The sequence below is a fragment of the Agromyces sp. MMS24-K17 genome (genome assembly GCF_043950245.1).
Lineage (GTDB): Bacteria > Actinomycetota > Actinomycetes > Actinomycetales > Microbacteriaceae > Agromyces.
On the sequence record NZ_CP171640.1, the window covers coordinates 3,800,944 to 3,822,741 of the forward strand.

The window sequence follows — 21,798 nt, forward strand, 5'->3', positions numbered from 1 at the left end:
GTCCGCGCCCTCAGTCGCGCGGTCGCGCCGCGGCGAGCCCGTCGAACGAGCGCAGCACCAGCGGGCTCGCGCCGAGGACGGCGTAGAGCAGCGCGCACGCGGCGACCGTGGGAACCAGCCCGAACGCCTGCGCGGCCGCTCCGCCGAGGAATGCGCCGAGCGGCATCGTCGCCGTCACCCCGGCGGTCAGCACGCCGAACACCCGGGCGCGCATGCCGTCGGGGATGAGCCCGTACATCGCGGTCGAGATCATCGGGTTGAGCGCGCCGGCGGCGAGGCCCGAAGCGGCGAGCACCGGCAGCAGCACCGGCGCCGGCGCCTCGAGCGCCATCGCCAGGTACGGCGGCACGCCGGCCAGGACGAAGCAGATCGCGAACATCCAGCGCCCGCTCCAGCGGTGCCCGACGACGCCGAACACCGCCGATCCGACGAGCGCGCCGGCGGCGAACGTGCCGACCATGAAGCCGAGCATCGCGCGGTCGTCGAGCACCTCGGACGCGTACAGCGGCTTCAGCACGGTGAGGCCGGCGGCGTCGATCGCGTTGGTGAGGGTCACGAGCAGGATGATCGCGCGCAGCAGCGGCGAGCGCACGACGAAGCGGAGGCCGGCGACGAACCCGCCGGAGTCGGCCGGCGCGTCGGGCGCGACCGCCTCGCCGTCGCCCTCGACGTCCGCCGCGGCCCGGGCGCGCGCCGCGAGCCGGGCGGGCACGAACAGCAGCACGAGCAGCGCGGCGATGCCGAACCCGACGGCGTCGACGACGAGCGCGACCATCGGCCCCGACAGCCCGATGAGCACGCCAGCGGTGCCCGCGCCGATCATGGTGGCGGTGCGCTGCACGGCCGACTGCGCGCCCGCGGCGCGGGCGATCGGCACGCGCGCGAGCGCGGCGAGGTCGGGCGTGAGCGAGGTCTTCGCGGTGTCGCCGGGCGGGTCGAGGAGCCCGCCGAGGAAGGCGAGGCCGAGCAGCGCCCAGAACGGCAGGCCGACGGTGGCGTGCAGCACGGGCACCGCGAGCACGGTGAGGCCGCTCGCCACGTCGGCCGCGATGCTCGACGCGCGGTACCCGAACCGGTCGACGAGCACGCCGCCGAAGGCGCCGCCGATCACGAGCGGCACGGTCGCGAACACGCCGGCGACTCCCGCCCAGAGCGGCGAGCCGGTGAGGTCGAGCGCGATGATCGGCAGGGCGACGAGCGAGATCGCGTTGCCGCCGAGCGAGAAGAGGGCTGCGGCGAGCGCGGCCACGAGCGGCATCAGGCGGCGCGGCTCCTCCGGGGGCGCGGGTGCGGCTGCCGGTCCGGCGACGTCGGTCAGGTCGGATGCCTCGGGCACGGTGGCCTCGCTCATGCGTCGCTCCTCGGGAACGCGTGGGTGATCAGTCGGACGATGCGGGTGCCCTCGCGCGGGTCCCGGCCGCGCTGGAACCACCGGTCGCGGACGGCCTCGACCTCGGCGACCATCTCGCGGAACTCCTCGAGCGTGAGGTGGGCGGCGATGTCGCTGGAGTCGCTCGCCTGCACCCATGCGGGGTCGTCGTCGCGCTCGGCGGCGAGCGCCTGCACCAGTTCGAGGTGCGAGGCGTCGAGCACGGCACGGCGCATCGCGTCGGCCGCGTCGCGGCGCTCGGGGTCGCCCTCGACGTCGGCGACGTCGAAGGTGGTGAACTCGTGCGCGGCGCGCCACCAGTGCTCGCGGCGGTCGCGCGCGAGTTCGGGCGCGCCCTCGACGAAGCCGTGCTTCGCGAGGGTCTTCAGGTGGTGGCTGACCGAGCCGGCCGCCTCCCCCGTGCGCTCGGCGAGCCGGCCGACGGTGGCCGGGCCCTCGACGCGGAGCAGGCCCAGGATGCGCAGGCGCACCGGGTGCGCGAGGGCGCGCATGGGCCCGGGGTCGCGGACGTCGATGTGTCTGGGTTCGGCGGGCATGGCCCGAGCGTATACCCACAAGAACTCTTGTACAAGTGTTCTTGTGGAATTGGCGGCCCGTGAGCCGCCGGCGCGTGCGCCTACGCCTCGATGACCGCCACGGTCTGCCGGGCGATCTCCAGCTCCTCGTTCGTCGGGATCACGAGCACCGCCGTGCGCGAGGCATCCGTCGAGATGCGGCGCGGCCCGCGCTCGGGGCCCTCGTTGCGGGCCGGATCGAGTTCGACGCCGAAGCCCTCGAGTCCCGCCAGCGCCCACGACCGCACCAGCGCGGAGTTCTCCCCCACGCCCGCCGTGAACGCGATCGCATCGACCCGGCCGAGCTGCGCCGCGTACGCCCCGACGTACGAGCGGATGCGGTGCGCGTACACCTCCAGCGCGAGCGTCGCCGCCTCGTCGCCGTCGGCCATCGCGGCCTCCACGTCGCGCAGGTCGCCGTGCCCGCTCAGCCCGAGGATGCCGCTGCGCTTGTTCAGCAGGTCGTCGACGTCGTCCGCCGTCAGGCCCGCGCGCCGTTGCAGGTGCAGCAGCACCGCCGGGTCGACGTCGCCCGACCGGGTGCCCATCACGAGCCCCTCCAGCGGGGTCATGCCCATGCTCGTCTCGACCGAGCGGCCACCCGATACCGCGCAGGCGGATGCCCCGTTGCCGAGGTGCAGCACGATGAGCCGCAGTTCCTCGACCGGCCGGCCCAGGAACTCCGCCGCCGCACGCGAGACGAACCGGTGCGACGTGCCGTGGAACCCGTACCGGCGCACCCGGTGCTTCGCCGCCAGCTCGCGGTCGATGGCGTACGTGTACGCCGCCGGCGGCATCGTCTGGTGGAACGCCGTGTCGAACACCGCCACGTGCGGCACGTCGGGGAACGCCCGCTGCGCCGCCTCGATGCCCTGCAGGTTCGCCGGGTTGTGCAGCGGCGCGAGCGCCGACAGCTCGTCGATGTTGATCTTCACCAGGTCGGTCACGACCGTCGGCTCGAAGAACCGGGCGCCGCCCTGCACCACCCGATGCCCGACCGCCACGGGCGCGAACTCCTCGAGCGACGGCCCGTTCGCGGCGAACGCGTCGAGCATCACCTGGAAGCCGGCGGTGTGGTCCGGGATGGGCAGCACGCGCTCCGACTCGGATGCCCCGCCCGAGGCATCCCCCGCCGGAACCTTGTGCACCGCCCGCCCCTCGGCGGCGCCGATGCGTTCGACCAGGCCGCTCGCGAGCGTGCGCGACCCGGTCACCTCGATGAGCTGGTACTTGAACGACGACGATCCCGAGTTGACGACCAGCACCACGCTCATGCGCTACACCTCCGCTGCCTGGATCGCGGTGATCGCGACCGTGTTCACGATGTCCTGCACGAGCGCCCCGCGCGACAGGTCGTTGACCGGCTTCCGCAGCCCCTGGAGCACCGGGCCGATCGCGACCGCGCCGGCCGAGCGCTGCACCGCCTTGTACGTGTTGTTGCCCGTGTTGAGGTCGGGGAAGATGAACACCGTCGCCCGCCCCGCGACATCCGACTCCGGCAGCTTGGTGCGCGCGACCGCCGCATCGACCGCCGCGTCGTACTGGATCGGGCCCTCGACCGCGAGCTCCGGCGCGCGATCGCGCACCAGCGCGGTCGCGAGGCGCACCTTGTCGACGTCGGCCCCCGAGCCGGACTCGCCCGTGGAATACGAGAGCATCGCGATGCGCGGCTCGATGCCGAACTGCGTGGCGGTACGCGCCGACGAGATCGCGATGTCGGCCAGCTGCTCGGCCGTCGGGTCGGGCACGACCGCGCAGTCGCCGTACACGAGCACGCGGTCGGCGAGCGCCATGAGGAACACGCTCGAGACGACCTCGACGTCGGGCCGGGTCTTCACGATCTCGAACGACGGCTTGATGGTGTGCGCCGTCGTGTGCGCGGCACCCGACACCATGCCGTCGGCGAGCCCGAGTTCGACCATCATCGTGCCGAAGTACGAGACATCCGACACGCGCTCGCGCGCCTGCTCGAGCGTGACGCCCTTGTGGGCGCGGCGCTTCTGGTACTCGACCGCGAACTTCGCGACCAGCACGTGGTCGTGGCTCGACACCACCTGCGCGGCCGAGATATCGAGGCCCAGGCCGATGGCGCGACTGCGCACCTCGATCTCCTCGCCGAGGATCGTCAGGTCGGCGACCCCGCGCTTCAGCAGCGTCGCGGCGGCGCGGAGGATGCGGTCGTCGTCGCCCTCGGGCAGCACGATGTGCTTGCGCGCCGCCCTGGCCCGTTCGAGCAGCTGGTGCTCGAACATGATCGGCGTGACCACCTCGGGGCGGGCCACCTCGAGCGCGTCGAGGAGCGCCTGCCCGTCGACGTGCTGCTCGAACAGGGCGAGCGCCGTGTCGCGCTTGCGCTGCGACTCCGCGGCGAGCCGGCCGCGGGCCTGGGTGATCGCGATGGCCGTCGCGTAGCTGCCGAGGTCGGTGCGGATGATCGGCAGCGTGGCCCGCAGGCCCTCCACCAGCCGCTCGACCGTCTCGGAGAGCGGGATCCCTCCGTTCAGCACGATGCCCGCGATCGACGGGAACGTCGCCGACGCGTGGGCCGTCAGCACGCCGAGGAGCACCTCGCTGCGGTCGCCCGGGATCACCACGACCGAGCCCTCGATGAGCCTGGCGAGCACGTGCTCCATCGACATCGCGGCGACGACCACGCCCAGGGCCTCGCGGTTCAGCAGCTCGGGGTCGCCCGACAGCAGGTCGCCGTTCACGGCACGCTGGATGGTGCGCATCGAGGGCGCGACGAGGTAGCGGTCCTCGGGGATGGCCCACACGTGCAGGCCGTCGGCGGTGGCGGCGCCGGAGGCCCCGGCCTCCACGCGGGCCGCGGTGCGCACCGCGGCGGCGATCTCGTCGAGCCGGTCGGGATCGGCGCGGTTCGCGACGATGCCGAGGATCGTGGCATGCTCGCGGGCCAGTTCGTCGACCGCGAGCTCGGTGAGCTGGGCGAGCTCGGCGGGCGTGCGCGGCTCGGCGAGCCCGAGCTCCTCGCTGCGTCCGCGGCCCTCGGGCACGCGCCCGCCGATGACGAGCAGCACCGGCACGCCGAGGTTCGCGGCGATGCGGGCGTTGAACCAGAGCTCGGTCGGGCTGCCGACGTCGGTGTAGTCGGTGCCGATGATCACGACGGCGTCGCAGCGCGCCTCGATCGCCTTGAACCGGCTGACGATGGTGGCGAGCGCACCCTCGGGGTCGGCGTGGACGGCGTCGTAGTCGACGCCGATCGCGTCGTCGTAGTCGATGGGCACGACGCCGTCGTGCGCGAGCAGGAGGTCGAGCACGTAGTCGCGCTCCTCGGTCGACCGTGCGACGGGCCGGAACACGCCGACCTTCGTCGCACGCCTGGCGAGGGTGTCGAGCGCGCCGAGCGCCACCGTCGACTTCCCCGTGTTCCCCTCAGCCGAGCAGATGTAGATGCTGTGCGCCACGACTCCGAGCCTATCGGCGGGTGGCGACGCGGAGACAGGGTCAGGCTGCGGAGTCGTGGTTCGTCCGAGGCATCCGGCTCGGGTAGACTGTCGGAGGCTCCTCACGTGGCGCCACCCAGGCCAACTCCCCCAGGTCGGAGACGAAGCAAGGGTAACCGGGCTCTGGCGGGTGCGTGAGGGGTCTTGGAGGATTCGCCTAGTGGCCTATGGCGCACGCTTGGAAAGCGTGTTGGGTGAAAGCCCTCGGGGGTTCGAATCCCCCATCCTCCGCCATGCAGAAGAGGCCGCGCCCGAAGGGTGCGGCCTCTTCTGCATCATGGACGCTGTGATTCGAGGAGGAGGGAGGGCGGAGCCCGACCGACGGGGTCCCCCATCCTCCGCCATGCAGAAGAGGCCGCGCCCGAAGGGGGTGCGGCCTCTTCTGCATCATGGACGCTGTGAGATTCGGCCTCCCGCTACCATCGCCGCATGGCCACTGACGTCACCCTCTACATCGGCGAACCGCCGGCGAAGTTCACGTTCTCCGACGAGGCGGCGTGGCGGGCCGTCCGGTCGCAGATCGAGGATGCGGTGGCCGCCGGCCGGGGCATCATCACGATCCCCGGTAAGGGCGCCAGCAGCTTCGCCTACGTCTACAACGACTCGACCCGCGTGACCTGGGTCGACAAGTCGGCGTAGCGACGTCCGGCCTGACCCGGTCGCGCCGGCACCCCGTTCAGGTGCCCGCGCCGAGGCGCTCCGCGAGGAAGGCCCACGCCTCGGCCTGCATCTCGGCGTCGCAGACGTGCCCCACGTCGCGCACGGCCACGCGCAGGCGGTCGGGCGACCAGGCGGCTCGGAGCATCCGCACCGCGTCGCGCACGCCGTCGGCCGGGAACAGCGGATCGGCCGTGTCGGCCTGGACGAGCGCGTGCGCCCCACCGGCCGGGTCCACGACCAGCGGCCACTCGGCGACCTGCCGCAGGCCGGGCGCGAACAGCAGCCACGAGTGCGAATCGAGGTAGTCCGGCACGAGCGAGTCGAACGTCGCCGTCATGCCGGACTGCACGACCGCCCGCAGGCGCGGTTCGAGCGAGGCGAGCAGCCACGCGCGCCCGCCGCCGCCCGAGAAGCCGAACGCGCCGATGCGGTCGGCGTCGACGCCCGGCAGCCCGGCCAGCACGTCGAACGCGACGAGGTCGTCATGGGCGACCATGCCGGCGAGGGTCGTGCCGAGCATGCCGGCGGCCTTCGAGATCGTCTCCTCGGTCTGCGGCGATCGCTCGACACGGGAACGGCGGGCGCGGCGGGAGTCCCAGAGGAACGCGTCGTGCGCGAGCACCGCGAACCCGCGCCGTGCCAGGTCGTTCGCGGCGGCCAGCCCGTCGAAGTAGCGGTCGCGGAACGCGTCGTGCGCCGGCTCGGTCCACGGATCGGCGCGCACCAGCTGCAGCGCGCCGGTCGCGAACTGCCCGCCGTGGGCGTGCAGCGCGAGCACCCCGGGCAGGATGCCCCGCTCCCCCGCCGGCCGCAGCAGGAACGCGCGGGTCTCCGGACCGTAGCCCGCAGGCCACGCCAGCGCCGTGACCTCCAGCCCGTCGGCCTCGACGCGATCGACGACGCGAGGTGCGACCGCCGTCGGCGGCACCGGCACGCCGATCGCCGCGGCCACGGCGTCGGCTCGGGGCATCCCGACGCGCCGTCGCGCCGTGCCCCACGCGGTGGCCGGCCAGTCCTCGTACCCCTCGATCGGGCTCGCTGCGCTCACCCGGCCATGCTGCCGCATGCCGGGAACGACGACTGGCCGGAATCACCATTGAGTCCGGGGTCGTGCCGACCCTAGGATTCCCGGTGACGGGGGCCGTCCGAGGGGGACTCGCCTTGCCGTCCCGACGAAAGGTCGAGCATGAACAACTTCTGGGATTTCCTCGTCTGGCTCTTCTGGTTCTACATCCTGTTCGCGTGCATCTGGATCTTCATCTCGATCGTCATCGACCTCTTCCGGGACCACACCCTGAACGGGTGGGGCAAGGCGCTCTGGATCATCTTCCTGATCGTGTTCCCGTTCCTCGCCGCGCTGATCTACCTGATCGCGCGGGGCCAGTCGATGGCCCAGCGGAACCTGGAGCGCGCGCAGGGCATGCAGCAGGCGAACGCCGACTACATCCGCAACGTCGCCGGCAGCGGTGGCGGCGCGTCGCCGGCCGCCGAGATCGAGAAGGGCCAGCAGCTCCTCGCGAGCGGCGCCATCTCGCAGGCCGAGTACGACGCCCTCAAGGCGAAGGCGCTCGCGTCCTGATCGTCGCCTGATCACACGTCGACGGCGTCGCGCGGTTCCAGGACCGCGCGACGCCGTTCGCGTCCGGCCGCTCAGTGCCGTGTTCAGTGCAGCCGGTGCACGCCGGTCTCGGCCGCCTTCACCTGCAGCCACACCGACGACCCGGGCCGCAGCCCGAGTTCCGCGACCGCCGCCGCCGACACGTCGACGAGCACGTCGGGCGCGGTGGTGCGCAGCCGGATGCCGCCGGGCACCGCCTCGAGGTCGGTGACGGTGGCCGGCCACACGTTCCGGGCACTGGTGTGGTCGGGTCGCACGGTCGACACGAGCACCGCCGAGGGCCGGAACACCGCGGCCGCGGCCGCGCCGTCGGGCACGGGTTCGACCGTCGGCCCGCCGGCGGTCATGGCGCGCGCGCCGTCGCCGCCGTCACGCCCGCTTCCGCTCCCGCCCTCGGGCACGCCCGAGCCGACGAATCGGTGCCCGCCCGCGATCACTCCGCCGTCGGCCGCGACGCCGGCCACGAGGTTCACCCCGGCGAGCGCGGCGGTGAACGGACTGCGCGGCGCCTGCAGCACGGCCGCGGTCGGGCCCTCGTCGACGATGCGGCCGCGCTCGAGCACGGCCGTGCGGTCGGCGAGGACGACGGCGTCGAGCACGTCGTGGCTGACGACGATGGCCGAGGTGCCCGATTCCGCGAGCTGCTCGCGCAGCAGCCGGCGCACGGCCGGCGCGACCTCGGCGTCGAGCGACGCGAACGGCTCGTCGAGCAGGAGCAGCGCAGGCCCCGCCGCGAGCGCGCGCGCGATGGCGGCGCGCTGCCGCTGGCCGCCCGACAGCTCGGCGGGCCGTCGGCCGCCGAGGCCGGCGAGCCCGACGCGATCGAGCCACTCGTCGGCTGCGGCGGATGCCTCGCGCCGGCGCATGCCGCCGGCCCGGAGGCCGAAGGCGACGTTCGCGGCCGCGGTCAGGTGCGGGAACAGCCGCGGCTCCTGACTGAGCAGGCCGATGCGGCGGTGCTCGGGGCGGACGTGCACGGCGGGGTCGGCTGCCGCGACGGGTGCGTCGCCCGGGATCACCGGGCCCGGCTCCGATCCGGCGACCCGCGTGAGCACGCGTCCGTCGAGTCGCACCACCCCGGCGTCGGGCCGGAGCAGTCCGGCGAGCGCGGCGAGGAGCGTCGACTTGCCGGCGCCGTTCGGGCCGAGCAGGGCGAGGACCTCGCCGGGTCGCACCTGCACGCGGGCGACGAGCTCCAGGTCGCCCCGGGCGAGGCGGACGTCGGCGACGAGGCTGCCGCGCGAGGCATCCGGCCCCGCTCCCCCGTCCGCTCGCGGGACGGACGCGCCGCTCCGGCCGCCGGGCGCCGCGCTCACGACGCGCTCCCGGGTCGCCAGCCGCGCACCAGCACGAGGATGGCGATCGCGACGACGAGCAGCAGCAGCGAGAGGGCGACCGCGGTGCCCTGGCCGACGCCGGCGCCGTTGAACGCGGTGTAGATCGCGAGCGGCATCGTGCGGGTCGTGCCGGCCGCGTTGCCGGCGAACAGGGCGGTCGCGCCGAACTCGCCGATCGCGCGGGCGAAGCACAGCACGGTGCCGGCCACGAGCCCGGGAGCTGCGAGCGGCAGGGTCACGCGGCGGAACGTCGTCCATCGCGAGGCGCCGAGCGTCGCCGCCACGCGTTCGTACCCGATGCCGCTCGCCCGCACGGTGCCCTCGACCGAGAGCACCAGGAACGGCAGCGCGACGAATGTCTGCGCGATCACCACGGCGGCGGTCGTGAAGGGCAGCCGCAGCCCGAACCAGGCGTCGAGCGACTGCCCGACGAGTCCGGTCCGGCCGAGCAGGAACAGCAGCGCGATGCCGCCGACCATGGGCGGCAGCACGAGCGGCACCGTGACGAGGGCGCGCAGCCAGCCGGCGACCCGCGGCGTGGCCCGGGCGATCACCACCGCGAGCGGCACGCCGAGCACGAGGCAGCAGCCGGTCGCGATCGCGCCCGTCGTGAGCGAGAGCCAGAGCGCCTCGAGGGTCGCGGGTGCCGTGAGGTCCGCCGGGAGCGTCGCCCAGTCGACCCGTGCGACGAGCGCGACCAGCGGGAGCAGCAGCACGAGCACCGCGACGGCCGCGGGCACGAGCACGAACGGCGGGATCGCGCCGAGCGGGGAGGGCTCGGTGTGCGAGGCGCGCGCCGCACGCGTCGCGCTCGCCCGGCGCGGTCCCGTCGGGGTCATGGCGCCCCGAAGCCGTACGACGCGAGCAGCGCCTGGCCCTGCGGGCCGAGCACGAAGGCCACGAAGGCGGCCGCCGCCTCGGCGTTGGGCGCCGCGGCGAGCGCGGCGATCGGGTAGCGGTTCACGACCTCGTCGGCGTTCTCGGGAGTGATCGACTCGACGGCGTCGCCCGCGGCGGCCACGTCGGTGGCGTACACGAGCCCGGCGTCGGCCTCGCCCGCCTTCACCTTCGTCAGCACGGCCGACACGTTCTGCTCCTCGCTGACGGGCGCCACGGTCACCCCGTCGAGGTCGAGGAGCTGGTGGGATGCCGCGCCGCACGGAACCTCGGGCGCGCAGAGCACGACCGCGAGGGCGGGGTCGGCCAGGTCGTCGATCGACTCCACGCCGCCGGGGTTGCCCGCCGGCGTGGCGATGCGCAGCGTGTTCGTGGCGAACAGCTCGGCCTCGCCGTCGAGGAGGTCGGCGTCGGCCACGGTGGCCATGGTGCGCTCGTCGGCGGACGCGAACACGTCGGCGGGCGCGCCCTCGACGAGCTGGGTCGCGAGCGTCGACGAGCCGTCGTAGACGATGGGCAGCACGTCGACGCCCGGGTGCAGGGCCTCGAACTCGGTCGCGAGCTCGTCGAACGCGGCCGTCAGCGAGGCGGCGGCGTAGACCGTGAGCTCGCCGGTGGGCTCGGGCGTGGCCGAGGCGGATGCCTCGGGCGAGGCCGAGGTGCCGTCGGCGGTGCCGGCGCAGCCGACGAGGGCCGCCAGCGCGGTGAGCCCGGCCGCGAGGGCGAGGCTGCGGCGGATGCGGACGAGTGAGTGAGCGGAGCGATCGGTGCGCATGGGTTCCTTCGGGGACGAGGTCGGACGGGAGGGTCAGCGCGGCGTCTCGATGAGGACGCTCGTCGCCTTCACGACGGCGACCGCGGGCGAGCCGACCTCGAGGCCGAGTTCGTGCACGGCCTCGGCCGAGAGCAGGGAGACGACGCCGTGCCGACCGGACTGCACCTCGACCTGGGCCATCACCCCGTCGACGAGCACGCGGGTCACGATGCCCGGGAAGCGGTTGCGCGCACTGCGTCCGACGCTCGTCGGGTCGTCGGGCGACTGGGCGAGTTCGACGGCGCGCGCCGCGAGCACCGGGCCGTCGACGACGCGGCGGCCCTGCTCGTCGACCTCGACCGGCAGGGTGCCCGCGTCGATCCAGCGGCGCACGGTGTCGTCGCTGACCCCGAGCACGGCGGCGGCTTCGGAAATCCGATAGTGCGTCATGGATGCAGCATATCCGCCGCGATCGCGGCGTGAAACTCGCATTTCCACCCGTGTCTGCGGTTACGCGAAACGCCCGGGGGACCCGGTGTCCCCCTAATGCGGAATAGCGCTTCGCTCGCGGCCAACGGATGATTCAAGAGATGTCAGCGGCGTTGGTGCAAACGGGGAATGGGGACGCAGGGGGCCCCGTCTCGACGCCGTCGGCAGTAGGGGGCGACGGCCTCAGGGTTCTGACCCTGAGGCCGCGTCGCTCACTCGGCCTCGATGTCGGACTCTCCGCCGGGGCATTGTCGATCCCGCTCCTCCTGGTGCTGGGCTGGCTGCTCGACGACCCGGTGTCGCGGGCGATCGTCGCCGGCGCGGCCATCGTGCTCGTCGTCTCGCTCGCTTGGGCCGCCCTGCGCTACCGGCGCACCGAGGTCACCGCGAGTCGCTACGGCCTCGTCGAGACCGGCTTCCTCGGCGGCGTGCAGGTCGTGCCCGCCCGGGAGATCGAACGCATCGTCCGCCTGCAGACCTACCGCGGCGTGAGCCTCGACACGACCGACCAGTTCTTCGTCGTCGGCCGCGACGGCCGCTGCCTGCTCCGTCTCCGCGGCGACTACTGGGAGACCGAGTCGATGGATGCCATCGCCGCGGCCCTCGACGTGCCGATGCAGGTGCGCGAGCACCCGGTCACGCGCACCGAGCTGCGCGCGAGCGACCCGCAGCTCCTCTACTGGTGGGAGCGGTTCTCGCTCGGTCGCTGAGCGGCGCGGGGCATCCGGTCCGCCGCACCCGCGCTCCCGCGCTCCGCGGACGTTCCGACGATCAGCTCGTCGCGATGCCCAGCAGCGGCGCGTCGGGGCGGCTCGACGGCAGCTCGTGGAAGCCGAGCCGGTCGTAGAACGCGCGGGCGCTCACGTTCGCCGGGTCCATGCCGAGGTGCACCGCCGGCACGCCGCGCTCGGCGAGCGCCGCTCGCAGGGTGTCGATGAGGCGTCGGCCCCAGCCCTGGCCCTGCAGCTCGGGCAGCACGTCGATGTGCAGGTGCGCCGGGTAGCGGTCGAGCTCGGCGATGCGCATCCGCTCGGGGTCGCCACCGGCCTCGAGCAGCTGCGCCTCGGTGAAGCCGGGGTTGCGGCCCGTCGGCGGCCCGGCGTGCGGATGCCTCGCCCGGAAGCCCGGGGCCCACTCGCGCCGGTACCAGTCGATGAAGTCGGCCGTGTCGGCGACGGCGATGATGTAGCCCAGCACGCGCTCCTCGCCGGGCTCGGCCCCGACGGCCGGCTCGGCGGCGGGTTCCGCGACGACGAACGCGAGGTCGGGGGCGTAGTCGACGTACGGCAGCGCGAACACCTCGGGCATGAGGTCGTCGTCGGAGTACACCCCGGTCGCGTCGCCGCCGCCCGCGGCGGTCAGCAGGCAGATCTCGCGGACCCGATCGCGATCGCTCGCCCGGTACGGGCGGATCGCGGGTTCGGTCCTCGGCAGGGTCGTGGGCTCGGTCATCGGCGCCTCCTCGTGCCGAAGATACCCTCCACGACGCTCGTGAGCACATCGCGCGTCGCCTTCGACCCGAGCACCTGCTCGAGCACGCTCGACGAGCCGCTCCGCGAGCGCGACGACCCCGAGCGTTGCGAACCCGTGCGCCCCGACCTCGACGAGCCGCCGGTCTGCTTCATGATGCGGTCGTACTCGGCCTGCGCGGCCCGCTCGTCCTTCGCACGCTGCCGGTCGATGGCCGCCTGCTGCTTCGCGAGCTCGGCGTCGGCCTTCGCCTGCGCGGCCGCATCCGCCCGGGCCTGCGCGGCGGCCGCCGCCGCATTCATGCGGGCGGTGAGCAGCTCGTGCGCCGACTCCCGGTCGACCGGGGTGCCGTACCTCGCCTGCAACGGCGACGCCGCGACGGCGGCGTCGATCGAGGCATCCGGCGTCGGCGACATGAGGGCCTGCGGGGCCCGCAGCCGCGTCCACGCGACCGGGCTGGGGGCGCCCTTCTCGTTCATGACCGTGACGATCGCCTCGCCCGTGCCGAGCGTGGTGAGCACCTCCTCGAGGTCGTACGCGGACCTCGGGTAGGTCGACACGGTCGCGCGCAGCGCCTTCGCGTCGTCGGGCGTGAAGGCGCGCAACTGGTGCTGGATGCGCGAGCCGAGCTGGCCGAGCACGTCGCCCGGCACGTCCTTCGGGGTCTGCGTGACGAAGAACACGCCGACCCCCTTCGAGCGGATGAGCCGCACGGTCTGCACGACCTGCGCGAGGAAGTCCTTCGACGCGTCGGCGAACAGGAGGTGCGCCTCGTCGAAGAAGAACACGAGCTTCGGCCGGTCGAGGTCGCCGACCTCGGGCAGGTCGTTGAAGAGGTCGGCGAGCAGCCACATCAGGAACGTCGAGTACAGCGCGGGCTTGTCGGCCACCCCCGGCACCTCGAGGAGGCTCACGATGCCGCGGCCGTCGGCGGCCGTGCGCAGGAACTCGGCCGTGTCGATCTCGGGCTCGCCGAAGAACACGTCGGCGCCCGCCTCGGCGAACGCCACGAGCTCGCGGAGGATCACCCCCACCGTCGCCGTGCTGAGCCCGCCGAGCCCCTCGAGCTCGGCCTTGCCGTCGTCGCTCACGAGGTACTGCAGCACCGAACGCAGGTCGTCGAGGTCGAGGAGCGCGAGCCCCGCGTCCTCCGCGTAGTGGAAGACCAGCCCGAGGCTCGACTCCTGCGTGTCGTTCAGGCCGAGCGCCTTCGACAGCAGCAGCGGCCCGAACCCGGCGACCGTCGCCCGGATCGGCACGCCGCGCCCGGTGCCGCCGAGCGAGAAGAACTCGACCGGGAACGAGGCGGCCTCCCACGCCTGGCCGATGCCCTCGGTGCGGGCGAGCAGCTTCGGGTTCCCCTCCCCCGGCGTCGCGATGCCCGACAGGTCGCCCTTGATGTCCGCGGCGAACACGGCGACGCCGTGCGCCGAGAGCTGCTCGGCGAGGCCCTGCAGCGTGCGGGTCTTGCCCGTGCCGGTCGCGCCGGCGACGAGGCCGTGCCGGTTGGTCATCGCGATCGGGATGCGCACCTGCACGTCGGGCCGCGGGTCGCCGTTGACGAGCGCGCCGAGCTCGAGCGCCGCGCCCTCGAAGGCGTAGCCGGCGCGGATGGCCTCGACGGCGGTCTCGTCGAGCGGGCCCTCGGGTGGTGCGGATGCCTCGGGCGGGGCATCCGCCGGGCTCGACGCCCGGGGCGAAGCATCCGATGGCGCCGCCGGCGTGGTCGCCGCCTGCTGCGCGGCCGCCGCAGCCGCGGCCTCGGCCGCCGCTGCGGCCTCCTGCGCCAGCCGCATCGCCTCCTGCGCCTGGCGCTGCAACTCCGCCGCCTGGGCGGCCGCCGCGGCCGCCGCCTCCTGTGCTCGCGTGACCGCGTCGTCCCCCATGGGCCGATCCTAGCCGGGGCGGGTGCGCCCGGATCGGGCGCCCGCCGCGGCCGGGATCAGGCCGAGTCGTCAGCCCGCGGCGACGCGCGAGCCGATCCGGTAGTTCGCCCCCCGGTGCTCGTCGGGCAGGCGGTCGCCGCGGCCGTGGAGCCGGTGCCGCAGCGTGCCCTCCTCGTAGGAGGTCGGGTAGACGCCACGGCGCTGGAGCTCGGGGACGACGAACTCGACGATGTCCTCGAACGTGCCCGGCGTGATCGCGTAGCTGAGGTTGAAGCCGTCGACGTCGGTCTCCTCGACCCACGTCTGGAGCTGGTCGGCGACCTCCTCGGCCGAGCCCACGATGCGCACGCCGAAGCCGCCGATCTTGCCCCGCTCGGCGAGGGTGCGCACGGTCCACGTCTCGCCGGCGTCGGCTTCCTCGCGCAACGAGGTCACGAGCGACTGGATGGCGTTGCTCTGCACGTCGCCGATCGGGTCGTCCAGGTCGTACTGCGAGAGATCGGCGCCCATCCAGCCCGACATGAGCACGAGGGCCGCCTCGTCGCTCGCGTACGACAGGTACTCCTGCTCCTTCGCGCGCGCGGCCTCGGGGGTCTCGGCGACGATGACCGTCGCCATCGCGTAGATGCGGGCGGCGTACCGGTCGCGGCCGGCCGCCTCGAGCGCGTCGCGGAGCTGGCGCACCTGGCTCGCGACGGCGCGCTTGCTCGGCGCGGCGACGAAGATCGCCTCGGCGTTCTCGGCCGCGAACGCGATGCCGCGGCTCGACGCGCCCGCCTGGTAGATCACCGGGGTGCGCTGCGGCGACGGCTCGACCAGGTGGATGCCCGGGACCTTGAAGTGCGCGCCCTCGTGCTCGATCGCGTGGACCTTCGCCGGATCGGTGAACACACCCGACTCGCGGTCGCGCAGGACGGCGTCGTCCTCCCACGAGCCCTCCCAGAGCTTGTAGAGCACCTCGAGGTACTCGTCGGCGATGTCGTAGCGCTGGTCGTGCTCGAGCTGGTCGTCGTGGCCCATGTTGCGTGCGGCGCTCGGCAGGTAGCCGGTGACGACGTTCCAGCCCACGCGGCCCTTGGTGAGGTGGTCGAGCGTCGAGAGCCGGCGCGCGAACGGGTACGGGTGCTCGTAGGCCGTGCCCGCCGTGATGCCGAAGCCGAGGTGCTCGGTCACCGCGGCCATCGCCGACACCGTCAGCAGCGGGTCGGTGACGGGCACCTGCGAACCGTGGCGGATCGCCGCGTCGGCGGTGCCGCCGTACACGTCGTAGGTGCCGAGCACGTCGGCGATGAAGATGCCGTCGAACACGCCCCGCTCGAGGAGCTTCGCGAGCTCGGTCCAGTAGGAGATGTCGGTGTAGCGGTGGGCCTGGTCGTCGGGGTGCCGCCACAGGCCGCTCGAGATGTGGCCCACGCAGCTCATGTCGAACGCGTTGAATCGGATGGGTCGCTGCGACATGGGGTCCGCCTTTCTGACCGAACCATCGTGGCCGAAGGCCCGGCGCGCGCCGACCGCGTCGACACGCGGCGTCACGGAGCGAAACCATGTTGCGCCGAGTTGGCGGGCGCCGCCGGATTGCGCGACGCTCTGGCGCCATGACCCTTGCACCACCCACCGCCACCGACCGCACGACCCCGTGGCACGGCCACGCCTCGGCGGACGAACTCGCGCACTGGAGCGCGATCGCCCGCGAGGTCGCCGACGCCCTCGCCGTCGACGTCGTCGAGCGCGACCGCGCGAACTCGCTGCCCGTCGCGCCCGTGCAGCTCCTGCGCGACTCCGGCCTCGCGAACCTCCTCGTGCCGGCGGACCTCGGCGGTGCCGGCGCGCACTGGGAGACCGCCTTCGCGGTGACCCGGATCATCGCCCGCGTCGACGCATCCATCGCCCAGATCCTGGGCTACAGCTGGCTGAACCAGGCCTGCGCCGTCTTCTACGGCGCCGACGACGCGACGACCGCCGCCTGGCTGCGCCGCAGCGCCGAGGCGAACTGGGTGTGGAGCGACTCATTCAACCCCGTCAGCCCCGACCTCTCGCTCGTCGCCGACGGCGCGGGCTACCGGCTCAACGGCCGCAAGGCCTTCGCCACCGGCGCGGCCGTCGCCGACGTCGTCATCGCCGGCGCCGTCGCCGAGGGCGGCGAGCGCGACGGGCAGTTCCTCGTGTTCGCGGTCGAGACGACGCGCGACGGCATCCGGCACGTGGGCGACTGGGACAACATCGGCTACCGCGCCTCCGCGAGCGGCGGCATTCAGTACACGGATGTCCCGATCGGCACGGACGACCTCGTGGGCGTCGACCTCGGCGAGCCGTTTTCGACGGTCGTCACCCCCGGCGTGCAGCTCCTCTTCGGCAACGTCTACCTCGGCATCGCCCAGGGCGCGCTCGCGCAGGCGCGCGAGATCACCCGCGCCCGCCGCAACTCCTGGTTCCTCTCCGGCGTCGAGCGGTACGCCGACGACCCCGTCACGCACCGCGTGTTCGGCGAGCTCGTGGCCCGCACCGCCGCCGTCGAGGCGCTCGCCGACCGGCTCGACCAGGCGTACGACGCCGCGGTGGCCCTCGGCTTCGCCACGACCGAGGACGACCGTGCCGAGCTCGAGGTGGCGGTCGCCGCGCTGAAGGTCGTCTCCACCGAGGTCGGCCTCGAGGTCGCGAACCGCGTGTTCGAGGTCACCGGTGCGAGCTCGACGACCACCGCGACCGGGCTCGACCTGCACTGGCGGAACATCCGCACGCACAGCCTCCACGACCCCGTCGACTACAAGCGCATCGAGGTCGGCGCCCACTTCCTGAACGGCACCGTGCAGCCCGTGAGCCTCTACACGTGAGCGCGCTCCTCGAGAAGTACGCCCCCGTCTTCGCCGAGATCGGCGAGGGCGCCCTCCGGCGCGAACTCGACCGCGAACTGCCGTTCGCCGCGATCGACGCGCTGAAGCGCGCCGGGTTCACCGGCGTGCGCGTGCCGGTCGAGCACGGCGGCGACGGCGCGACGCTGCCCGAGCTGTTCGCCCTGCTCATCGCACTCGCCGCCGTCGACCCGCACGTACCGCAGGCGCTGCGCGGCCACCTCGCGTTCGTCGAGGACCGGCTGAACGCCCCGGCCTCCGCCGAGCGCGACGCCTGGCTCCGGCGGTTCGCCGACGGCGAGCTCGTCGGCAACGCCGTCACCGAGATCGGCAACGTCGTGGTCGGCACCACGGCGACGAAGCTCGACGCGACGGCTGAGGGCTTCGCGATCAGCGGTCGCAAGTACTACACGACCGGCTCGATCTTCGCGGAGTGGATCGACGCGACCGCCGTCACGCCCGACGGCGTCGAGGTCGCCGCGCTGGTCTCCACGGCGGGCGACGCCGTGACGGTCACCGACGACTGGACCGGGTTCGGCCAGCGACTCACCGGCAGCGGCACGGCCGTGTTCGACGCCGCGCCCGTGCACGCCGAGCACGTGTACCCGTTCGCCGAGCGATTCGACTACCAGACCGCGCTGTACCAGCTCGTGCTCGTCGCCGTACAGGCCGGCATCGCCCGCGCCGCCGCGGTCGACGCCGCCGAGCAGGTCGCCACCCGCGCCCGCACGTTCAGCCACGGCAACGCCGCGCACACGCGGAACGACCCGCAGATCCTCGAGATCGTCGGCCGCATCGACGCCGACGCGTTCGCGGCCGAGGCGATCGTGCTGCACGCCGCCGCGGCGCTGCAGGCGGCGTACGACGTGCGCGGGGCCGCAGCCGAGGTGCGCGCGGACGCGAAGCGTGCGGCCGAGCTCGCCGCTGCCCGGGCCCAGCTCACCGTCGGACCGCTCGCCCTCGATTCGGCGACGCGGTTGTTCGACGCGCTCGGGGCATCCGCCACCTCGACGAGCCTCGCGCTCGATCGTCACTGGCGGAACGCCCGCACCGTCGCCTCGCACAACCCCGTCGCCTTCAAGGCGCGCATCGTCGGCGACGCCCTCGTCAACGACGCCGAACCGCCCTACGAGTGGGCGATCGGCGTCCCACCGGCCGCCCCGGCCTGACCTCCGCCCCACCCTCCCGTCCCCCTCCACCCCGAAGGACCCCGCCATGACCGACACCACCACGACCGACGAGGCCGCCGCCGCGTCGGCGCCGACCGGCTCGGCGCCGACCGGCTCGTCGACCGCTCCCGAGGCGGCCGTCGTCCCGCCCGAGTTCCGGCGCCTGCGCGGCTCGCTCGGCGTCGCGAGCATCGTCTTCATCGTCGTCGCGGCCGCCTCGCCGCTCGGCGTCATCGGCGGGCCCGTGCCGCTCGGCATCGCGTTCGGCAACGGCGCGGCCTTCCCGTTCACGTTCATCGTCGTGACCGCCGTGCTGCTGCTCTTCGCGGTCGGGTTCACCAACGCCACGCCGTTCGTGAAGTCGGCCGGCGCGTTCTTCGCCTACGTCGACAAGGGACTCGGCCGCAGCGCCGGCCTCGGCGCGGCGTTCGCCGCCCTGCTCTCGTACCTCGCCCTCGAAGCCGGCGTGTTCGGCCTCTTCGGCCCGGGTGCGAACGAGCTGCTGAAGAGCTACGGCGTCCCCGACGTGCCGTGGTGGGTGTACGCGGCCGTCGGCTTCGTCGTCGTGTCGCTGCTCGGCTACTTCAAGATCGAGCTGTCGGGCCGCGTGCTCGCCGTGCTGCTCATCGCCGAGGTGCTCATCGTGCTCGCGCTCGACGCCGCCGTGATCTTCTCCGGCGGCGGCCCCGAGGGCTTCTCGACCGCGTTCGTCACGCCGTCGGAGATCGTGTCGGGTGCGCCCGGCTTCGCGATCCTGTTCGCCATCCTCAGCTTCATCGGGTTCGAGGCGACGGCGGTGTTCCGCGACGAGGCGAAGGACCCGGAGCGCACCATCCCGCGCGCGACGTACATCGCGCTCATCGCGATCGGCCTGTTCTACACGGTCTCGAGCTGGGTGCTCGTCACGGCCAACGGCGAGAGCACGATCGTCGAGAACGCCACCGAGAACGCCGGCACGATCCTCGCGACGACGACCGAGCAGTACCTCGGAACGGTCGGCGCGCACATCATCCAGGTGCTGTTCGTCACGAGCCTGTTCGCGTGCATCCTGTCGTTCCACAACATCGTCGCGCGGTATGTGTTCACGCTCGCCGGACGCGGCGTGCTGCCCCGCGCGCTCGGCGACGCGCACGCCCGGCACGGTTCGCCCGCGCGCGCCTCGGTCACCGCGTCGGCCACGGTCGCCGTGCTCATCGTGGTCGCGGTGCTCCTCGGGCTCGACCCGATCGCCCAGTTCTACACCTGGCTCGGCGGCATCTCGTCGGTCGGCATCGTGCTGCTGCTCGTGCTCACGAGCGTCGCGGTGCTCGCGATCTTCCGCCGCGACGCGCACGGCCTCGGCCGCTGGAAGACGCTCGTCGCGCCGGGCCTCGGCCTCCTCGGGCTCCTCGCGTTCACCGTGATCATCTTCCAGAACCTCCCGGTGCTGGTCGCCGAGGAGAGCTACGGGCCGTTCTCGTGGGGCATCATCGCCCTGTTCGCGGCCGCGTTCGTCGCGGGTCCGATCGTGGCCCGCGCCCGGCCGGCGGTCGAGCTCGACTGAGCCGGCGGATGCCGGCTCCGCGCCCGGGTGCACCGTCAGGCGACTGGCGGGCGCCCGGGCGCTCGGCGTTCCGCGCCGGGCTCGGCCGACCGCGCGTACGCGGGGCATCCTCCCCCGCGCGAGCTCCCCGGCTCACCGGCTCACCGGCTCACCGGACCATGGGACGGAACCGAGGTGGCTGCTCCCGGGCGGGTGCCCGCCGCGAGCGACCGGCGGAGTGCAGGTACATCGCGGCGACGAGCGCCAGCCATCCGGTCGTGATCGCCGCCGAGGCCACGAGGTCCGGCGTCGCCGTGTACGGCGCGAACTCCGGGTTCGGCACGAACAGCACGACGAGCGAGGTGATGGCACCGTAGAGGGCGACGAGCCCGATCGTCCAGGCGGCCGGCGCCCACGCGGTCATCTGCCACCACGCGCGCGGCGGCGCGACCGGCTCGCCGCGTCCGCGGAACACGCGCGCCGCGTAGAGGATCGCGGCGAGGTCGAGCACCTGGCCGATCGCGAGCGTCACCACCCCCGGTGCACCGAGCGCCCGGAGGAGCGAGCCGAGCACCCAGCCGGCCGCGATCACGCCGACGACGTAGGCGAGCTTGCCTGGCCAGCGGACGATCCGCACCTCGAGGAGACGACGCATCCTGCCTCCCTCCGGCCACGGGTGGGCTCAGCGTAGCGGCGGAGCCCATGCCGGGAGGCGAGCCACGTCGGGAGGGACCGCGGCGCGTACGCCGCCATGCCGCGCACGGGCGCTCGCGCGCCGCCTCACCGCGACATACTCGGAGGATGGTCGACGAGGCGGCGCGGGCCCGGGTCGGAATCACCCCCGTGCGAGCGGATGCCCCGTGCGGAGTCCGTTCGTGAGCGACATCGGTCCCGTCGACCCCGGGCACGCGGCCGACGCGGCGTGGCTGCGGCGGTGGCGGCTCCGCGCCGACGGCGACCTGATCGTGACGGCGTCGAGCACGCTGCAGCCGGTGCTGACCGCCCGCGGCGAGCCGGCGATGCTCAAGGTCGCGCGGGTCGACGAGGAGGCCCGCGGCAACGGCCTGCTCGTGGCCCTCGCGGGTCGCGGCGCCGCCCGCGTGCTGCGCTGGAACGGGCACGCGGTGCTCGTGGAGCGGGCGACCGGCGCCCGCGACCTCGTACGCATGGTCCGGGCGGGGCAGGACGACGACGCGACCCGCATCATCGTCGCCACCGCCGCCCGCCTCCACCACGCGACGCCCGCGGTGCTCGGCTTCGAGCCGGCGCCCCGGCTCATCGACCTGCGCACCTGGTTCCGCGAGCTGTTCGCCCGGGCCGACGACCTCGACCCGCTGCATCGGCGCGGTGCCGAGGTCGCCCAGCGCCTGCTCGACGACCCCCGCGACGAGGTCGTGCTGCACGGCGACCTCCACCACGGCAACGTGCTCGACTTCGGCACCCACGGCTGGCTCGCGATCGACCCGAAGGGCCTCATCGGCGAGTCGACGTTCGACCTGTGCAACGTGCTGTGCAACCCGTCGCATGAGCGGGCCCTCCAGCCCGGCCGCCTCGGCCGGCAGTTCGCCGTGGCCGCCGAGGCGGGCGGCGTCGAGCCGGGGCGACTGGCCGACTGGCTGGTGGCGTGGTGCGCCCTCTCGTCGGCCTGGTTCGCGGTGGAGGGCGACGACCAGCACGCGGCATCCGCCGCCGCCATCGGCGAGCTCGCGCTCGGCCTCGGCGACGGCGGACGCTGA

The 21,798-nt window shown here is 73.7% G+C and carries 20 protein-coding genes, 1 tRNA gene and 1 other RNA gene; 9 read left to right on the plus strand and 13 right to left on the minus strand.

Annotation, left to right across the window (positions count from 1 at the left end):
* Positions 1-10: 10 nt before the first annotated feature.
* The 4 genes from ACGGZK_RS17425 to pta form a co-directional block, all read right to left on the minus strand.
* Positions 11-1,351, minus strand: coding sequence for an MFS transporter (locus tag ACGGZK_RS17425; protein ID WP_395243882.1), 1,341 nt, complete (start codon positions 1,349-1,351; stop codon positions 11-13).
* Positions 1,348-1,926: an ArsR/SmtB family transcription factor gene (locus ACGGZK_RS17430; protein WP_395243883.1), complete on the minus strand. Its 579-nt coding sequence runs from the start codon at positions 1,924-1,926 to the stop codon at positions 1,348-1,350. Before ACGGZK_RS17430 ends, ACGGZK_RS17425 begins: the two co-directional genes overlap by 4 nt.
* Before the next feature lie 80 nt (positions 1,927-2,006).
* Positions 2,007-3,218: an acetate/propionate family kinase gene (locus ACGGZK_RS17435; RefSeq protein WP_395243884.1), complete on the minus strand. Its 1,212-nt coding sequence runs from the start codon at positions 3,216-3,218 to the stop codon at positions 2,007-2,009.
* 3 nt (positions 3,219-3,221) lie between these two features.
* Positions 3,222-5,372 (minus strand): phosphate acetyltransferase, encoded by a 2,151-nt coding sequence (gene pta / locus ACGGZK_RS17440; RefSeq protein ID WP_395243885.1) that lies wholly within the window; start codon positions 5,370-5,372, stop codon positions 3,222-3,224.
* Between the two features lie 92 nt (positions 5,373-5,464).
* Here pta and ffs point away from each other — a divergent pair.
* The 3 genes from ffs to ACGGZK_RS17455 all read left to right on the plus strand — a co-directional run bounded on the left by ffs (position 5,465) and on the right by ACGGZK_RS17455 (position 6,050).
* An RNA gene (ffs, locus tag ACGGZK_RS17445) (signal recognition particle sRNA small type) lies at positions 5,465-5,561 on the plus strand.
* Positions 5,558-5,645 (plus strand) — tRNA-Ser (locus ACGGZK_RS17450). The genes ffs and ACGGZK_RS17450 overlap by 4 nt, the downstream gene beginning before the upstream one ends.
* A gap of 195 nt (positions 5,646-5,840) precedes the next feature.
* Positions 5,841-6,050: a hypothetical protein gene (locus ACGGZK_RS17455; protein ID WP_395243886.1), complete on the plus strand. Its 210-nt coding sequence runs from the start codon at positions 5,841-5,843 to the stop codon at positions 6,048-6,050.
* Positions 6,051-6,087: 37 nt separating this feature from the next.
* On the opposite strand, the gene ACGGZK_RS17460 is transcribed toward ACGGZK_RS17455, so the two are convergent.
* On the minus strand, positions 6,088-7,119 hold the full coding sequence (locus ACGGZK_RS17460; RefSeq protein ID WP_395243887.1) for a dienelactone hydrolase family protein: 1,032 nt from the start codon (positions 7,117-7,119) through the stop codon (positions 6,088-6,090).
* Between the two features lie 138 nt (positions 7,120-7,257).
* On the opposite strand from ACGGZK_RS17460, the gene ACGGZK_RS17465 reads away from it, so the two are divergent.
* Positions 7,258-7,650 carry a hypothetical protein gene (locus ACGGZK_RS17465; RefSeq protein WP_395243888.1) on the plus strand — a complete coding sequence of 131 codons (393 nt, stop codon included), beginning with the start codon at positions 7,258-7,260 and terminating at the stop codon, positions 7,648-7,650.
* 83 nt (positions 7,651-7,733) lie between these two features.
* Here ACGGZK_RS17465 and ACGGZK_RS17470 read toward each other — a convergent pair whose 3' ends face one another.
* Genes ACGGZK_RS17470 through ACGGZK_RS17485 form a run of 4 tightly spaced genes read right to left on the minus strand, consistent with a single transcriptional unit; the run spans position 7,734 to position 11,127 of the window.
* Positions 7,734-9,005, minus strand: a complete 1,272-nt coding sequence (locus tag ACGGZK_RS17470; RefSeq protein WP_395243889.1) for a sulfate/molybdate ABC transporter ATP-binding protein — start codon at positions 9,003-9,005, stop codon at positions 7,734-7,736.
* Entirely contained in the window at positions 9,002-9,865 is an 864-nt protein-coding gene (locus ACGGZK_RS17475) for an ABC transporter permease (RefSeq protein ID WP_395243890.1), read from the minus strand. Before ACGGZK_RS17475 ends, ACGGZK_RS17470 begins: the two co-directional genes overlap by 4 nt.
* Positions 9,862-10,698 carry a molybdate ABC transporter substrate-binding protein gene (gene modA, locus ACGGZK_RS17480; protein ID WP_395243891.1) on the minus strand — a complete coding sequence of 279 codons (837 nt, stop codon included), beginning with the start codon at positions 10,696-10,698 and terminating at the stop codon, positions 9,862-9,864. The genes ACGGZK_RS17475 and modA overlap by 4 nt, the downstream gene beginning before the upstream one ends.
* Before the next feature lie 33 nt (positions 10,699-10,731).
* On the minus strand, positions 10,732-11,127 hold the full coding sequence (locus tag ACGGZK_RS17485) for a molybdopterin-binding protein (RefSeq protein WP_395243892.1): 396 nt from the start codon (positions 11,125-11,127) through the stop codon (positions 10,732-10,734).
* Between the two features lie 287 nt (positions 11,128-11,414).
* Here ACGGZK_RS17485 and ACGGZK_RS17490 point away from each other — a divergent pair, with 287 nt between their 5' ends.
* Positions 11,415-11,876, plus strand: coding sequence for a hypothetical protein (locus ACGGZK_RS17490; RefSeq protein WP_395243893.1), 462 nt, complete (start codon positions 11,415-11,417; stop codon positions 11,874-11,876).
* Positions 11,877-11,937: 61 nt separating this feature from the next.
* Here ACGGZK_RS17490 and ACGGZK_RS17495 read toward each other — a convergent pair whose 3' ends face one another.
* The 3 genes from ACGGZK_RS17495 to ACGGZK_RS17505 form a co-directional block, all read right to left on the minus strand.
* A complete protein-coding gene (locus tag ACGGZK_RS17495; protein WP_395243894.1) occupies positions 11,938-12,618 on the minus strand; it encodes a GNAT family N-acetyltransferase in 681 nt (226 codons plus the stop codon).
* Positions 12,615-14,522 carry a helicase HerA-like domain-containing protein gene (locus ACGGZK_RS17500; protein WP_395243895.1) on the minus strand — a complete coding sequence of 636 codons (1,908 nt, stop codon included), beginning with the start codon at positions 14,520-14,522 and terminating at the stop codon, positions 12,615-12,617. Before ACGGZK_RS17500 ends, ACGGZK_RS17495 begins: the two co-directional genes overlap by 4 nt.
* Before the next feature lie 69 nt (positions 14,523-14,591).
* Entirely contained in the window at positions 14,592-15,980 is a 1,389-nt protein-coding gene (locus ACGGZK_RS17505) for an LLM class flavin-dependent oxidoreductase (protein ID WP_395243896.1), read from the minus strand.
* A gap of 137 nt (positions 15,981-16,117) precedes the next feature.
* Here ACGGZK_RS17505 and ACGGZK_RS17510 point away from each other — a divergent pair, with 137 nt between their 5' ends.
* From ACGGZK_RS17510 to ACGGZK_RS17520, 3 genes are read left to right on the plus strand one after another with little or no spacing between them, the layout of a single operon-like run.
* On the plus strand, positions 16,118-17,353 hold the full coding sequence (locus tag ACGGZK_RS17510; RefSeq protein WP_395243897.1) for an acyl-CoA dehydrogenase family protein: 1,236 nt from the start codon (positions 16,118-16,120) through the stop codon (positions 17,351-17,353).
* Positions 17,350-18,540, plus strand: coding sequence for an acyl-CoA dehydrogenase family protein (locus ACGGZK_RS17515; protein WP_395243898.1), 1,191 nt, complete (start codon positions 17,350-17,352; stop codon positions 18,538-18,540). The genes ACGGZK_RS17510 and ACGGZK_RS17515 overlap by 4 nt, the downstream gene beginning before the upstream one ends.
* A 46-nt stretch (positions 18,541-18,586) precedes the next feature.
* Complete coding sequence (locus ACGGZK_RS17520) at positions 18,587-20,083, plus strand: APC family permease (RefSeq protein WP_395243899.1); 1,497 nt, start codon at positions 18,587-18,589, stop codon at positions 20,081-20,083.
* A 148-nt stretch (positions 20,084-20,231) separates the two neighbouring features.
* Here ACGGZK_RS17520 and ACGGZK_RS17525 read toward each other — a convergent pair whose 3' ends face one another.
* Positions 20,232-20,717 (minus strand): hypothetical protein, encoded by a 486-nt coding sequence (locus ACGGZK_RS17525; protein ID WP_395243900.1) that lies wholly within the window; start codon positions 20,715-20,717, stop codon positions 20,232-20,234.
* 220 nt (positions 20,718-20,937) lie between these two features.
* Between ACGGZK_RS17525 and ACGGZK_RS17530 the strand changes: the two genes are divergently transcribed.
* Positions 20,938-21,798, plus strand: coding sequence for an aminoglycoside phosphotransferase family protein (locus tag ACGGZK_RS17530; RefSeq protein WP_395243901.1), 861 nt, complete (start codon positions 20,938-20,940; stop codon positions 21,796-21,798).